Here is a 16761-nt window from a genome sequence, read left to right as displayed (position 1 = left end):
AAAAGAAAGCGATTTCGCATCACTGAAATCGCCTTCTTTTTTTATGTATTGAAATTTACAGAAAGCTATGATAAGATAACGGATAGTCATCGTTTTTTTAAATAAAAATCATATTTACCCAATTAATACTATAACACAAACTTTTGCCTGAGTCAACTGTTATAATCATTTTTTTTAAAAGGGAGAGATGTTATGAGTAAGGCTGGACAGGAATGGAAAAAAGAACAACAAAGAGTCGATCTTGTAACTGATAAAATTGATAAAGAGATTCAACTATTAGACCGTGATGTTTCGGATGTGAAATCTACTATCGTAACCATTCGCAAAAATTTCTGGAACGATGTGACCGTCAATTTCGATAATCCAACGGAAACATTAGAAACTTACACAAGCATTAAACAACAAACGGAAATGCTTGCAGAACGGGAACGCAGATTCGGCCATGCAAATGATCAACTTAAGCTATTGAAGCGGCTGAAGCAATCTCCGTATTTCGGGCGTATTGATTTTAAAGAGGAGAATGAGTCGCGCGAAGAACAAATCTATCTTGGCATCGGTTCGTTTTATGACGAAGCTACTGAACAGTTCCTTATCTACGATTGGCGTGCCCCGATCTCAAGCCTTTATTATGATTACTCCGTCGGGCAAGTAGAATATGAAACACCTGGCGGCCATGTTACAGGGACGATGAACCTAAAACGTCAATTTATCATTAAGAGCGGCCAAATTGAAAGCATGTTTGATACGAGTGTAACGATCGGTGATGAATTATTGCAAGAAGTTCTAGGAAAACATTCTGATTCAAGTATGAAAAGCATTGTCGCCACTATTCAAAAAGAGCAAAACCAAATCATACGGAATGAAAAAAGCCGCCTTTTGATTGTTCAGGGTGCGGCGGGAAGCGGTAAAACTTCGGCGGCGCTGCAGCGGGTTGCCTACTTGTTATACCGGTATCGCGACACGATTACAGCTGATAATATTGTTCTATTTTCACCGAACGAAATGTTTAACAGTTATGTATCAACTGTTCTTCCTGAGCTTGGAGAGGAGAACATGCAGCAAACCACTTTTCAAGAGTATTTACGCTTTCGGGTTGGGAAAACCTTTCAACTGGAGGATCCTTTCACTCAGATGGAATATACGCTCACTCCTTTAAACGAACCTGACTATATGGTTCGGCTTGAAGGGATAAAATATAAAGCGTCACTTGACTTTATGCATGTTATTGACCGATATATCGAGGCTCTCCAAAAAGAAAAAATGATTTTTAAAGACATTACGTTTCGGGATCGGATTCTTATTCCGGCAGCATCGATTCAGGAAAAATTTTACAAACTTGATTTAAAGCTTCCTATACCCAATCGGCTGGAAATCGTCACAAAACAGCTGTTGAAAGAGCTAACAGAACTCGCGCGGCATGAAAGGAAAATGCCCTGGGTAGAAGAGGAAATACAGCTTCTTGAAAGGGAAGATTACTTGGAAGCCTTTCAGAAACTGCAAAGCAAGAAACAGTATACGGAAAATTCGTTCGATGATTTTGAACGTGAACAAAACTTTCTTGCCAAAATGGTTGTCGGGCGGGCTTTTAAACGATTGCGCTCGCGTGTGAAAAAACTCGGATTTGTTGATATTCCTTCCATCTATAAACAACTGTTCACGATGGGTAAAACCTTCCTTTGCGATTACACCCCTGAGTATTGGGAGGAAATTTGCTTACAAACGATCAGAAATTTAAATCGTAGCCAGCTAAGTTATGAGGATGCGACACCATATTTGTACTTAAAAGAGAAAATTGAAGGCTTTCATACGAACAACTCCGTTCGCCACGTTTTCATTGACGAAGCGCAGGACTACTCTCCATTCCAATTCGCATTTATTAAACATCTCTTTCCGAGAAGCAAGATGACTGTTCTTGGCGATGTCAATCAGTCTATACATGCCCATTCAAATGGTGGAGGGTTTGCTGCTTTAGTAGAATTGTTCGGAAAAGAGCAGACTGAAACAATTGTATTGAACCGGAGCTATCGCTCAACGAAGCCGATCGTGGAGTTCACGCGAAGAATGATCGATGGTGGGCAATGGATCGTTCCATTTAATAGGGAAGGAAGCAAACCGACCGTATCGAAAGCAGAAAATGCGAAAGACTTAACGGAAAAGATAAGAAAACAGATTGCTGAGTTGAAAGAAGCGGGACACCAAACAATTGCGATCATTTGCAAAACCGCCTCCGAAAGTAAGGAAGCCTTCGCTTCATTAAAGGGTGAGGCATCGTTGCGTTTAATTAGCAAAGAGACGACCTCGTTTGAAACCGGTACGGTTGTCATTCCAGCTTATCTTGCAAAAGGCGTTGAATTCGATGCCGTCATCATTTACAATGCCACAAAAGGACAATATGGAAAAGAAAGTGAGAGAAAGCTATTTTATACAGCGTGTACGCGGGCCATGCATGAATTGCATATTTTTTTCGCTGGTGAATTGACCCCGTTCATTTCCGGAATTTCTCCAGAAACGTATGTTTTTGAACGTTCATGAGGGTCGATCTGTCCGTCCCTTTGTCTTTCTATTTTTTTAATATAAAATAGAAGAGACTAACTTATATCAGGAGATTAAAATGACGGAAAAACTATTTTATAAAGATGCATATTTGAAAACATTCACTTCATCTGTTATTAAACAAGATGTAGATGAAAACGGACGTCGCTATGTTGTTTTAGAAAAGACCGCATTTTATCCGACCGGTGGCGGGCAGCCGTGTGACATAGGAGCTATTAACGGCGTCCGGGTCAACAATGTTGAAGAAATCGATGGGGAAATCCGCCACTACGTAGAAAGCAAGATCGAGCCGCTAAATGAAATCATTGGTGAAATAGACTGGGAGAGAAGGTTTGACCATATGCAGCAACATGCCGGCCAACATCTACTCTCTGCCGCTTTTGATGAATTATTCGGGATGAAGACGATCGCGTTTCACCTCGGTAAGGAATTCGTCACCATTGATTTGGACGTTCATGAACTGTTGCCTGAGACGTCTTTCGAAGCCGAAATGCTTGCGAATAAAATCGTCTTTGAAAACCGTTCGATTAACACCCGTTGGATCGACAGGAAGGAGATTGCTAAATTCCCGTTAAGAAAGCCCCCTTCAGTTAATGATAACATCCGGCTTGTCATCATTGACGACTTCGACTATAACGCTTTCGGGGGAACGCATCCAAAACAAACGGGTGAGGTCGGTCCCGTCAAAATTATTAAATGGGAACGCCATAAACAGCATACCCGACTATATTTTGTTTGCGGGATGCGGGCAGTAAATGTCATGCATGAAAAGCAAATGATTTTGCACGAGGCGTGCAAGGTGCTTACGTGTGGTGAACAAGATGTAGTGTCCCAACTCCATCGGCTTTTAGGTGCGAATAATGAACTAGAGAAATCGCTGAAAGAAGCGACGACGCAGCTTATGCGATTTGAAGCTGAAAAATTAATCGAACAAAGTCTTTCTCGAAATCATATAAAGTTCATAACCTCTTCTTTTGGTGGAAGGGAAATGAAGGAGCTACAGACGCTAGCCAACCAAATTGTTGAATTAGACGATTCGGCACTCGTCCTTTTTGTTACAACAAGCGGAGAGCGAATGCAATTGATTGGTGCCCGCGGGAAAAACGTTGCAATCAATATGAATGAAATCGTGAAGCAGGCGCTCAATAAAATTGAAGGCAAAGGCGGCGGAAGCATGAAAATTGCTCAAGGTGGCGGAAAAGCGTTACTCTCAAATAAGGAAATGCTTCAATACCTTTTGGAGTTAGCCGAGGGAAAAATAATTTCAATTTCGAAGTAAAATTTAAAAAATAGCGTACATTTACCAGCCATTTTTGGTATGATAGATTACAAAAATAATTCGAGAGGAATGGAGAAACCAACGATGCAAACACTCGCCAAAAAGTTGAATGAAACAATTGAGCAAGAAAATCCCCATGTTTATGCAATGCTTTCGGATTTAGGAAAAAAAATCTATTTTCCGAAAGAAGGGATTTTAAGCCAGTCGGCTGAAGCGAAAGCGAAAGCGACAAAATATAACGCAACGATCGGCATCGCCCTTGAAAATAACGAGCCGATGCACTTAAAAGTGTTTCAAGATACGTTGTCTTCTTATTCGCCAAAAGACATTTATGAATATGCCCCGCCGGCAGGAAAGCCCGGGTTGAGAACGGCATGGCGCAAAAAAATGATCGAGGAAAATCCTTCGCTTGAAGGCAAGAAGTTTGGCACTCCAATTGCAACGAATGCCCTTACCCACGGGCTTAGCGTGGTCGCTGACCTTTTTGCGGATAGCGGTGATAGCCTCATCATCCCGGATAAAAACTGGGAAAACTATGAACTGACATTCGGCATTCGCAGAGGGGCTAACATTGTTGAATACCCTCTCTATAACGAAGAAAACAAATTTAATGCTGAAGGTCTCCGTCAGGCCATTTTAGCGCAAAAAGATAAAGGGAAAGCGATTGTTATATTGAATTTCCCGAACAATCCAACAGGCTATACGCCAGGTGTGGAAGAGGGAAGGCAAATCGTTTCCGCTATTAAAGATGGAGCTGAGGCAGGAATTAACATTGTCGCGGTTACAGATGATGCCTATTTTAGCCTTTTCTTTGAAGATACGCTTCACGAATCCCTTTTTGGTGCTTTAAGTGACTTGCACCCTCGCGTATTGGCCATAAAAGTGGACGGCGCAACAAAGGAAGAGTATATTTGGGGATTCCGCGTCGGCTTCATTACATTTGCCGGACAAAGCGATGCATTATTAAATGCATTGGAACAGAAAGCGACGGGAATTATCCGTGCGACGATCTCAAGCGGTCCGCATCCTTCACAAACGTTCGTCTTGCGTGCGCTGGAGTCGCCTGAATTCAATGATCAAAAACAAGAAAAGTTCAACATTATGAAGGGAAGGGCAAACGCCGTCAAGCGCTTGCTCGACAGCGGTAAATTTGATGATGCATGGGACTATTATCCTTTTAATTCAGGCTATTTCATGTGCCTCAAGTTAAAAACGGTCGATGCCGAGTCACTCAGGGTTCATTTGCTTGAAAAGTACGGAGTAGGAACGATTGCCCTTGGCGAAACGGATTTACGTGTCGCCTTCTCTTGTATCGAAGAAGAAGACATTGAGGAATTGTTTAACACCATTTACCTTGGAGTTAAGGACATTGAAAAATAAACATAGAAAAAGATTGCCTCCCGGGCAATCTTTTTCTAATTATCCGGGATACTATTACGTGTGAGCATTCCTAACGATTTGTAAGTGACTTAAGTGGTATAATGAACAATGAAGTAAATAAAGAAGTACATAAGCGAATAAAGGGGGTTCTTACATGAAGCCAATTGTAAAACAAGAAGTGCAGGACGTACTTGACAAATTGGTCAATAAAAATCTTTATATACATCTTGAAACGACAAATGGTGCGTATGCGTCTTTCCACAATGAAAAGAATTTAACCGTCGGGGCATATATTCGCAACAGTGTCGTTCGGTTTTCAAGAGGCAGTATTGTCGGCAATGGTCCGTACCGCGTCGGGCTGAAAATGGAACATGGCTGGATTTACGCAGAAGGATTGACCGATTGGGAACTGGATGAACAGAATAGATTGCTGCTTGCTGGCCATGACGCCGAAGGAAGGCTAACAGTTGCCTTGCAATTAAGTGACCAACCATTTTAAGCGAATGAAGGAGGAAATGAATATGGAACGCCACGTATTAGTCGTATTGCCGCATCCGGATGACGAAGCGTTTGGTTCAGCTGGAACGATTGCTCAATTCACCCAAAAAGGGGTTCCTGTCACCTATGCGTGCGCAACCCTGGGTGAAATGGGCAGGAATATGGGGAAGCCGTTTTTTGCTAACCGTGAAACGTTGCCTGCGATCCGAAAAAAAGAATTAGAAGAAGCATGCAAAATATTAGGAATAAAAGATTTACGCCGTTTAGGCTTTCGCGATAAAACGTTAGAATTTGAAGATGTGGAAGTCGTTGCTGACAGCATTTTTGAAATTATACAGGAACTTAATCCTTCATTGATTATTACTCATTACCCCGGCCACGGTGTGCATCCTGATCATGATGCTTGTGGGCTCGCAACAATCACGGCGGTCGGACGTCTGCCGGAGAATGAAAGACCGACATTATATTGCCATGCAATTACGAAAAACCGGCTGACAGCGCTCGGTAATCCGGACGTCGTCAATGATGTCATTGATGTTGTTGATATCAAAATCGCAGCGATTAAAGCCCATCGTTCGCAAACAGAAGGAATGATTTCAAGCTGGGAGAATGGAACACCTCAGGAACCCGATATTATGAAATGGGTTTCTCAAGAAATGTTTTGGCATTATAAATGGTAATCCGTTTATCAACTTTGAGAAAAAACAAGGTCATTCCGCTTTTTCTCTTTTCAAAATTGAGAATGAAATAGATGTTATCCCCCGAAATCAACGGTTTTTCCGTTGGCATGTTTTTTGCAATTGGTATGAAACTAGAAATTTCATGCGAATTGCAGAGAAGAATAGGGGGATTTTTTTATGAATACAACTGTAAAACGGAAATGGAATATGGACACAACGATCATCCATGCAGCTCAAGAGCCTTGCCGGAATACAAGGGCCGTCGCCTCGCCGATCGTTCCGGCTGTCGCTTATGCTTTTGGAAGCACGGACGAAGCGTGCGCTGTTGTTTCCGGTGAAGATCAAGGCGTATATTACGGCCGCTATGGAAATCCGACAACGAAAACGGTTGAGGAGAAAGTAGCGCTACTGGAAAATGGCGAAGCGGCACTTGGGGTATCGAGCGGTATGGCGGCTATTTCAACGGCTTTGCTTGCCTTTTTAAAAAACGGTGATCATGCTCTCGTTACAAAAGATGTATATGGCGGAACGCATAAATTTACAACATCACTTGCGCCACGGTTCGGTATTTCGTTTGATTTTGTCGATTGTACGGATCTTGCGAAAGTGGAAAGAGCGATTCAGCCGAACACAAAAGTATTATATATTGAAACGCCGTCCAATCCGTGCCTGACGGTGTTGGACATTCAAGCCTTGTCTAATCTGGCCCATCGCTATCAGTTAACGGTAATTGTAGACAATACGTTCATGTCGCCGTACTTGCAAAAGCCGTTGGATTTCGGTGCCGATGTTGTCGTTCATAGCGCGACAAAATATTTAAACGGCCATGGAGACGTCCTTGCAGGCTTTATCGTCGGTAAATTTGATGATATTGAATTCATGAGAAAACATGTCATGGGAGATTTAGGCCAGCATTTAAATGCGTGGGATTCGTTTCTAATCCTTCGCGGTTTGAAAACGCTGGGGCTTCGTGTCCGCCAGCATTGCCGGAGCGCTTTAAAAGTCGCACAGTTCCTTGAAAACCATCCGGCAATTGAACACGTTTATTATCCGGGCTTACCATCTCATCCGCAACATGATCTCGCGAAACGGCAAATGAAAGATTTTGGCGGAATTGTATCGTTTATCGTTAAAGGCGGATATGAAGCGGCATGTACAGTTATTAATTCATTGCAGCTTGCGATGATCTCTTTTAGCCTTGGTGACCCGGAAACGCTTGTGCAGCATCCTGCTTCTATGACCCATTCGTCTATCCCTGAAGAAGAGCGCGTGCATTTTGGAATTTGCGGCGGATTGATTCGCCTGTCTACCGGATTGGAAGATACGGAGGATATTATTGACGATTTACGAATGTCTTTATCTGCGTTAGACTTTTAATAATGAGTCATTTTTAAAAGGGTAACGGCAGGTGATAAAATGTCAAGCATTGCTAAAATACAGGATTTCGCCCAGGAATGTGCGGATAATATAGCGAAAATCGCAGGACTTGATGTTTCAATCATTGATGAAAACAATATTCGTATTAGCGGGACTGGTTTCCATCGCCAGCTTATTGGAAAGCGTGTGCCCAGCGGCTCTTTTTTTGAAACGATTTTAAAAACCGGTAAGCCGGGCATGATTTTTGACAGGAGAGAAAATGGAGATAAGTGCAGCAACTGCATCTTCAATGAACAGTGCACAGAGCTTGCGACGATCGGCTTTCCAATTTATAAAAACGGAAGAGCGATAGGGGTAATCGGGTTTATTGGTTTTACACCGACACAACGAAAAATGATCGTGGAACATTCAAGCAGCTTGTCCAACTTTTTGCAAAACATTAGTTCGTTGTTGGAAAATAAATTAATGCTGCAAGAGATTAACGAGCCTGAAGATTGCCTCGTGCATGAAGCGGAAAATTATAAAAAGCCGTATACTTTTGATTCCATTATAGGCACGAATGAAAAATTGCTCGCGATAATCAAAAAAGCGAAGAAAATAGCGGATAGTCCTTCAACCGTTCTTATACGCGGAGAAAATGGAACGGGAAAAGAAATGCTTGCACAGGCGATCCATTATAATAGCAAGCGGGCGAAGCATCCGTTCATTTCGGTTAACTGTGGAGCGATTCCTGAACAATTAATTGAAAGTGAATTGTTCGGCTATGAAGGGGGAGCCTTTACCGGGGCGAACCGCAACGGGAAACCGGGGAAATTCGAATTGGCGGGTAGCGGAACGATTTTCCTCGATGAAATCGGTGATCTTCCTCTATCGGTCCAGCCGAAGCTTTTGCGGGTCTTGCAAGAGAAATGTTTCGAGAAGGTTGGAGGAAATCAATTGCTCCCGGTTCATGCAAGAGTGATGGCTGCGACTAATAAAAATCTGGAGAAAATGGTAAAAGAAGGGCGTTTTCGCGAAGATTTATACTATCGGATTAACGTTCTTCCGTTTACAATGATTCCGCTTCGGGAACGATTGAACGACATCCCGATGCTTCTTTCACATTTTATCAATAAATATAGCATCCTTTTAAATCGACAAGTACCGGAAATCAACGTTTGGCTAGAACAATGGCTGATGAATTATGACTGGCCAGGAAATATCAGGCAGTTAGAAAATGTAGTTGAATATATGATCAATATGAATGAGTCCGGATTGCTTGATTTTGACGATTTGCCGGATGATATGCAGTTAGAGGCAGAAAAATATTGCAACAGGGAAAGGGGCACAACGAGTTTAACAGAACTCCTTTCTCAATATGAACGAAACATACTGGTTAAGTTCGTGCCGAAAAACGCTGCAAGTATTGAGAAGGCCGAAGCCGCCAAAAAGCTAAATATAAGTTTAGCAACGCTTTACCGCAAATTGGAAAAATATGAACTTCAATAAAATAACGGTTAGCCTATAAAAAATTGGCTAACCGTTATTTTATATTCAGAATAATAAAAATACAACTAAAACTATAAAGATACTATATAATACAAATGTAAGCACTTTCGATAATTTGTCACAAATTTCAACAAGAATTGCAAAAGGGGGAGTACGAATGGAGATCGGAGTATTTATATCCATTGGAATCTATATGGCTGGTATGCTCTTAATTGGCTATTTTGCATACCGCAGAACGAGTAACTTGACGGATTATATGCTCGGCGGACGGGGGCTCGGGCCGGCAGTTACTGCATTAAGTGCAGGAGCTTCGGACATGAGCGGCTGGCTGTTGATGGGATTGCCTGGCGCGATGTATGCCCAGGGGTTAAGTGCAGGCTGGATCGTTGTCGGACTTTGTACGGGTGCTTACTTAAACTGGCTCTTTGTCGCGCCAAGATTACGTACGTATTCAGAAGTGGCAAACAACTCCATAACAATACCTGATTATTTTGACAATCGTTTTAAAGACGGGTCGAAGATTTTACGGGTGACTTCAGCATTAGTCATTTTTGTATTTTTTACATTTTATACGTCATCCGGAATGGTATCCGGCGGGGAACTATTCAAAACCGCATTTGGACTAGATTACAGATGGGGCATTTGGATTACAGCAAGTGTCGTCATTTTATACACGTTATTTGGCGGCTTCCTTGCCGTTAGTTGGACAGACTTCGTTCAAGGAACGATCATGTTTATCGCCTTAATATTAGTGCCGGTCGTTACGATCCTGCATGTTGGCGGTATTTCGACAACGTTCCATGAAATTCACTCCATTGATCCGAAACTGCTAGATGCCTTTAGAGGGACAAGCGTTATTGGCATTATTTCGTTGCTTGCATGGGGGCTCGGCTATTTCGGCCAGCCGCATATTATCGTCCGCTTTATGGCGATTAAATCAACGAAAGAAATTAAAAGCGCACGCCGGATCGGAATGGGATGGATGATTTTTTCGATCGTAGGAGCGATGTTTACAGGCCTTATCGGCATTGCCTATTTTAATATGAAACACGGAAAGTTGAATAATCCGGAAACCGTATTTATTCAATTATCGGATATTTTGTTCCATCCGCTCATTACGGGATTTTTACTTGCGGCGATTTTAGCGGCGGTTATGAGTACGATTTCTTCACAATTGTTAGTGACTTCAAGCGCGTTGACGGAAGACTTTTACAAAGCGTTTATCCGTAAATCTGCATCCGATAAAGAGCTTGTCCTTGTTGGAAGATTGGCTGTTTTAGGCGTCTCGCTTATCGCGCTTCTCCTTGCTTTAAATCCAAATAAAACGATCCTTAGCCTTGTAGGGTATGCGTGGGCAGGATTTGGAGGAGCGTTTGGACCGGTTGTGCTTCTAAGCCTTTACTGGAGGCGCATGACAAAATGGGGAGCGCTTGCCGGAATGGTTGTCGGTGCCGTTACTGTTATCGTCTGGGATCAATTTAAAGCGCTTGATGCGATTTATGAAATTATCCCGGGATTCATCGCTTGTGCTATTGCGATTTTTGTCGTGAGCTTATTGACTGCAAAACCATCGGATGAGATCGAAAAAGAATTCGATGATACTGTTCAAAAAACTGCATAAAAATACACGAAGCCTTTTTGCCCTTGCAAAGAGGCTTCTTTTTGAGTAAGCACTCTTTTTTTGTCATTAGACCTGCCATTTAGTAAAATAGTGAGGAACGTTTATTCGTTAATAAACTCGGATTGTAGAAAGGGACGAAAATGGATTTCGAACACATTCAATTACCAGAAAAATTAAAGGAACAACTGAAGATCGAACGTAATGAACGTATCGATCATATTTCTTCTGATTATAAAGATTTTATTGGAAAACGGGGTTACTACCCGCCTGAACAAACGATTGTAACCGATGCATTAATCGCTTTATTAATGGGGAAAAATGTTTTATTAAAAGGACCAACGGGGTCAGGAAAAACGAAGCTCGCTGAATATTTGTCTTATTTGTTTTATCAACCTCTTCATTCCATTAATTGTTCCGTCGATTTAGATGCGGAAGCTTTATTAGGACATAAGACGTTATCGTATGAAAGCGGAGAAGCGGAAATCCGGTTCATTCCCGGACCTGTCACAAAGGCTGCGCAATTAGGTCATTTTTTGTATATCGATGAAATTAACATATCGAAACCGGAAACGTTGCCAATTTTAAATGGAATTTTAGATTACCGAAGAACGATTAGCAATCCGTTTACGGGTGAAGTGCTGAAAGCGAAAGAAGGGTTTAACGTAATTGCTGCGATCAATGAAGGCTATATTGGAACGGTTCCATTAAATGAAGCGTTGAAAAACCGGTTTGTCGTTATTGAAGTGCCGTATATTCAAGGAAGCATGTTAAAAGAAATGTTGAAGATGCACTCGAGACAAACGAATGAAGAGATGATCAATTCATTTGTCCGATTTTCAGCGGATTTAATCCAGCAAACAAAAGCGGGCCAATTATCCGAAGACGCCGCTTCGATCCGGGCGCTGCTCGATGCGTGTGATTTATCCGCCTTTATGCCCCCAAAGCGGGCGATCCAGCGGGCGATTGCCGATAAATTGGAGGATGACCGGGAAAAGGCGCTGATTCAAAATGTGGCGGATACATTGTTTGTGTAGAACTCTTGAGAGGGGAGGGGGGCTAATTGAAATTTCTTTCTTTCGCCGAAACGCATATTGATTCGTTTCTTCATATGCAATTAATTGACCTTGCCCGGACATTGTCGAAAGAGCCGTTAATGGATGTTGAATTTTCCTATCATTCCTATTTGGATAAAGAAACACCAACCATTCATGTCAGTCATTTTTGGAATCTTTATCCGAAGGACGTTCAATTCCACGGATTAAAAAGTGATATCTACTTGCGAAGTTACGGTAACTATCATTTTACAGATTTAGAGCGGTTGCAAAGCGCCGCTTCAAAACTGTCAAAACGAATGAATGGTAAATTTTTGATCCATGTTCTATTGTTTGCTGAAGATCATCGGATAGAGAAGCTTTGTTTAAAACAGAGGCCGGGGACAGTTCATTCTTTTGACATACGAAAACAAATTTATCAAACGCATTATCACCGGCAATTTAAGAAGCATGTCGAAAGGAAGAAATGGCTAGATGCCTTTTTTTGCTTTATGGTATTGCTGGCGAATCAACGTTTTGCGCATTTGCCGGATTTTCTAAAACCATTTTATTTACAAATGAAAAAACCGTTATTTTTGCTCGAGCAAGCAGATAAGACGGAACAACTTATTCCGATTGTTGAACAAATTGAGGAAATCGTTAAAAAACATGGCTTTCAAGATATGGACTCTTCCTACCTATCTTATGATAAATCATCCGCTTCAATTTCCGAGACGTTTGATGAGTTGACACGGAATAACGAGGCAGAGACGAATCAATCCATCGAGTTAAACGAAAAGAAAGAGGAGAGTGAGGAGACAAAAGAAAGGCTGCCAGGCTGGCATGAGGAAACATCTTCACCTCGTGAATCCTTTCTTCAATATGATATAGACCGGGGAACTTCGACAGATTTGCATGGCGAAGCTGCGAGGAAAGCGGAAACCGGAGACCAGGTATTTGGCACGGTTCAGACAGGTTCACAGAAATCAAGACGTAACGAGTATTCAATCGAGCAACATCTTTCAAATCTCGACCAGCCCCAACCATCTGGAGAGGACTCTTGTTTTCCATATGGAGAAATTAATCGAAGCGTTGAAGAAAAGTGGGTAAAACCACGATCTTCTACGGAGCTAGAGCACGAACTTTATGATGAAATAAAGTCGCACGTTCAACCGTTTGTGAATCAATTGAAGCAAAGCTTTTTAAAAACGATCGAACATAAAAATAATGCGCCGCGGGGAGATTTGCATTTCGGTAGGTTAAGTAAAAAACTGACGCGGGTCATCACTGAGAAAAACCCGAGAATCTTTTATAAAAAACAAGAAAAAAGCCGGGAACTTGATGCTGTTTTTACACTATTAGTCGATTGTTCAGCGTCAATGTTTGACAAAATGGAAGAAACAAAGAAGGCCATTATCCTGTTTCATGAAACGTTAAAACACTTGCGTATTCCACATGGCATTACAGGATTTTGGGAAGACGCCGCTAGCGCCACTGAAAACAGGCAGCCGAATTACTTTCATGAAGTGATCTCGTTTCGGCATTCTTTATTGCCGCAAACCGGTCCGCAAATTCTTCAATTAGAGCCGGAAGAAGATAATCGCGACGGATACGCTATTAGAAGAATGGCGGAAGAGTTAATGAAACGTCCTGAAAAGCAAAAGTTTTTGATCGTTTTTTCCGATGGAGAACCCGCAGCATTCAATTACGAGGACCATGGTGTGCTGGATACGTATGAAGCGGTTTCCAATGCGAAAAAACAGGGAATAGAGACGCTCGGAATGTTTATTTCAGGCGGTGAAATTACCGAAAAAGACAGGGAATTAATGAAAAGCATCTACGGTCATCATCAAATGGTTGTTCCAAATGCTTCAGAGCTAGTAGACTATTTAATACCAGTACTCCGCAGGTTATTATATAAATTAACGTGAATTTTTAAGGAGGTTATGACGATGGATTTCGAAAAAGCAACATTTGCTGGCGGTTGTTTTTGGTGTATGGTAACCCCGTTTGAAGAAAGGCCGGGAATTCAGCAGGTCATATCAGGATATACTGGTGGCCATACGGAAAACCCAACGTATAAAGAAGTGTGCTCGAATGAAACCGGTCATTTTGAAGCGGTCCAAATTACGTTTGATCCCGCGGTCTTCCCTTATGAAAAACTGTTGGATATTTATTGGCAACAAATTGATCCAACGGATAGTGGCGGACAATTTTACGATCGCGGTTCTTCGTACCGGACAGCCATTTTTTATCACAACGAAGAACAAAAAAAGAAAGCTGAGGAATCGAAAAGGAAACTTGAAGAAAGCGGGCGCTTCGACCAGCCGATCGTAACCTTGATTTTGCCTGCTTCCACGTTTTATCCTGCCGAAGAATACCATCAGGATTATCATAAAAAAAATCCATTTCACTATAAACGATACCGGCAAGGATCAGGCAGGGATGCTTTTATTGAAAAGCATTGGGGCGAAAAAAGGAATCGCCAGGAGTTGAAGAAGCGGCTTTCGAAAATGCAATATGAAGTAACGCAAAACAATGCGACTGAACCGCCGTTTGAAAATGAGTATTGGGACAATAAACGAGAAGGGATTTATGTTGATATCGTTTCAGGAAAGCCATTGTTTAGTTCGCTTGATAAATTTGATTCAGGATGTGGCTGGCCGAGCTTTACGAAACCGCTTCATGAAACGGAGATTAAAGAGAAAACCGACTTTAGCCATGGGATGATTCGCACAGAAGTACGAAGCAAAAGTGCGGATTCCCACCTCGGGCACGTCTTCCACGACGGACCAAGAGATAAAGGCGGCCTGCGCTATTGCATTAACTCAGCGGCTCTTAAATTTATCCCAAAAGAGGATCTTGAAAAAGAAGGGTATAAAGAGTATTTAAGCTTATTTAAATAAGTAGAAAAGGTGTCATCTGCTGCGATGACACCTTTTTTGCGAAGTTTATTGTGAGGATGGAAAATCATAGGGACTATCGATTTTGAATAGAATGGTAGTGATAAAAAAATGGACGACTAAGGAGAGGGTACGGTGCAATATTATTATGGGACACAAATGCCCTTAAGAGTTCTAGATGAAGCGGAATTTTGGAAACGTCAGGAAGAAGAACATACCGTCGTCATTCGGGAACTCGTGCATGGACTCGAGGCGGAATATGTGAACGGATTAAAAGAATGGGAAAAAGTATTTGTATTAACCTATCAAAGAGTGGTGAGTATGATGGAAACCGTGATCCGCTCCGGCAATAACCTTACGCCAGCTCTTTATCAGGATGTGATGAACCTTGTATCCTATTGCATGCAGCAAAGCGGGCAGTTTATCGACTTTTGCAACCGGTTAATGAATGAAAGCAGGCCAATTCAAGCCAACTCAACAGCAAAAGTCGTTCTTAAGCATATTATTGATGAATCCGAATACTTTATCGGAATTGCGCGAACCATTTTATACCAGCAACATTAAACATATTGTGAACAAAACGAGATATTTTATAAAATATCTCGTTTTCCTATTGAAAGTTAGGCAACGTATGATACAATAAATTTTAAAATTCTAACAATAAGGGATGACAGACATGACGAAAGTATTAAGCAAGGTTCGGATCGAAGACATAGTAATCGCAAATCAAGTATTAAAGGATGTGGTAGATCAGACACCATTGCAAAAAAATGAAATTTTATCCAATCGGTATAACTGTAATGTATTTATAAAAAGAGAGGACCTTCAAATCATAAGGTCATTTAAAATAAGAGGTGCCTATAATTTTATCCATAGCTTAACTGAAGAAGAGCGGCAAAATGGAGTCGTTTGCGCCAGTGCAGGCAATCATGCGCAGGGTGTTGCGTACTCTTGTAAAACGCTTGGCATTAAAGGGAAAATTTTTATGCCGTCCACAACACCAAGGCAAAAAGTTTCACAAGTGAATTTATTTGGCGGTTCATTTGTTGAAGTAATATTAACAGGGGATACATTTGATGACTCTTATAATAAAGCGATAGAATACTGTGAGCTAGAAAACATGACCTTTATTCATCCCTTTGATGATTACCGTACGATCATTGGACAGGGAACCGTAGGCCTTGAAATCATGAACGATATGGATGAACATTTAGACTTTCTTTTTGTGGGGATAGGAGGCGGAGGCCTTGCGTCCGGCGTCGGTTCCTATATTAAAAGCATAAGCCCTGATACGAAAGTCATCGGAGTTGAACCCGAGGGAGCACCGGGAATGAAGCGGTCGGTTGAGGAAGATACCGTCGTTTCCCTTGATAAAATTGATAAATTTGTTGACGGGGCCGCTGTCAAACAGGTCGGCGAGTTAACGTTTGATATTTGCAAAGAAGTGCTTGATGATATTATAGAAGTTCCTGAAGGCAAAATTTGCACGACCATCCTCGATCTTTATAATGAAAACGCAATTGTAGCAGAACCTGCAGGCGCACTTTCTATTGCGGCATTGGAATTTTTCAAGGATCAAATCAGGGGTAAAAATGTTGTGTGTGTGCTGAGCGGAGGCAATAATGACATCGACAGGATGCAGGAAATTAAAGAACGTTCGCTCATCTATGAAGGCTTGAAACACTATTTTATCGTTAACTTCCCGCAGCGTGCAGGTGCCTTACGAGAATTTATGCATGAAGTGCTTGGAGAAGAGGACGATATTACACGGTTCGAATACACGAAGAGAAACAACCGCGATAAAGGGCCAGTATTAGTCGGAATTGAATTAAAGCATAAGGAAGACTACTTTCCATTAATTGAACGAATGGACAAAAAAGGCTTCTCCTATATTGAAATCAATAAGGATCCATATTTATTTAATCTATTAATTTGACAGTAATGAACCTCA

Annotated in this window: 13 protein-coding genes; all 13 read left to right on the top strand. The window is 41.7% G+C overall.

The features are described 5' to 3' along the window. Positions 1-192 precede the first annotated feature (192 nt). The gene (gene helD / locus H538_RS0111135) at positions 193-2532 is read left to right on the top strand and encodes an RNA polymerase recycling motor HelD (RefSeq protein WP_026677665.1); all 2340 of its coding nucleotides are present in this window, start codon (positions 193-195) and stop codon (positions 2530-2532) included. 46 nt (positions 2533-2578) lie between these two features. Then, on the top strand, positions 2579-3832 hold the full coding sequence (locus H538_RS0111130) for an alanyl-tRNA editing protein (RefSeq protein ID WP_322786408.1): 1254 nt from the start codon (positions 2579-2581) through the stop codon (positions 3830-3832). Between the two features lie 84 nt (positions 3833-3916). Next, a complete protein-coding gene (locus tag H538_RS0111125) occupies positions 3917-5212 on the top strand; it encodes an aminotransferase class I/II-fold pyridoxal phosphate-dependent enzyme (RefSeq protein WP_026677663.1) in 1296 nt (431 codons plus the stop codon). 154 nt (positions 5213-5366) lie between these two features. Further along, the gene (locus H538_RS0111120) at positions 5367-5711 is read left to right on the top strand and encodes a YojF family protein (RefSeq protein WP_026677662.1); all 345 of its coding nucleotides are present in this window, start codon (positions 5367-5369) and stop codon (positions 5709-5711) included. Between the two features lie 22 nt (positions 5712-5733). Beyond that, positions 5734-6390 carry a bacillithiol biosynthesis deacetylase BshB2 gene (gene bshB2, locus H538_RS0111115; protein WP_026677661.1) on the top strand — a complete coding sequence of 219 codons (657 nt, stop codon included), beginning with the start codon at positions 5734-5736 and terminating at the stop codon, positions 6388-6390. 177 nt (positions 6391-6567) lie between these two features. Further along, positions 6568-7767: a trans-sulfuration enzyme family protein gene (locus H538_RS0111110; protein WP_026677660.1), complete on the top strand. Its 1200-nt coding sequence runs from the start codon at positions 6568-6570 to the stop codon at positions 7765-7767. 39 nt (positions 7768-7806) lie between these two features. Then, positions 7807-9255, top strand: coding sequence for a sigma-54 interaction domain-containing protein (locus tag H538_RS0111105; RefSeq protein WP_026677659.1), 1449 nt, complete (start codon positions 7807-7809; stop codon positions 9253-9255). A gap of 157 nt (positions 9256-9412) precedes the next feature. Next, positions 9413-10876, top strand: coding sequence for a sodium/proline symporter PutP (putP, locus tag H538_RS0111100; RefSeq protein WP_026677658.1), 1464 nt, complete (start codon positions 9413-9415; stop codon positions 10874-10876). 140 nt (positions 10877-11016) lie between these two features. Beyond that, entirely contained in the window at positions 11017-11910 is an 894-nt protein-coding gene (locus H538_RS0111095; RefSeq protein WP_026677657.1) for an ATP-binding protein, read from the top strand. Positions 11911-11936: 26 nt separating this feature from the next. Next, positions 11937-13838, top strand: a complete 1902-nt coding sequence (locus H538_RS0111090) for a vWA domain-containing protein (protein ID WP_026677656.1) — start codon at positions 11937-11939, stop codon at positions 13836-13838. Positions 13839-13859: 21 nt separating this feature from the next. Then, positions 13860-14813, top strand: coding sequence for a peptide-methionine (R)-S-oxide reductase MsrB (gene msrB / locus H538_RS0111085; RefSeq protein ID WP_154657963.1), 954 nt, complete (start codon positions 13860-13862; stop codon positions 14811-14813). Positions 14814-14945: 132 nt separating this feature from the next. After that, a complete protein-coding gene (locus tag H538_RS0111080) occupies positions 14946-15374 on the top strand; it encodes a DUF2935 domain-containing protein (protein ID WP_026677654.1) in 429 nt (142 codons plus the stop codon). Positions 15375-15486: 112 nt separating this feature from the next. Further along, on the top strand, positions 15487-16746 hold the full coding sequence (gene ilvA / locus H538_RS0111075) for a threonine ammonia-lyase IlvA (protein WP_026677653.1): 1260 nt from the start codon (positions 15487-15489) through the stop codon (positions 16744-16746). Positions 16747-16761: the final 15 nt, after the last annotated feature.

This window comes from Fictibacillus gelatini DSM 15865, assembly GCF_000430745.1.
In the GTDB taxonomy this organism is placed as follows: Bacteria; Bacillota; Bacilli; order Bacillales; family Fictibacillaceae; genus Fictibacillus_A; species Fictibacillus_A gelatini.
This window is presented reverse-complemented; position numbering and strand designations above follow the sequence as displayed.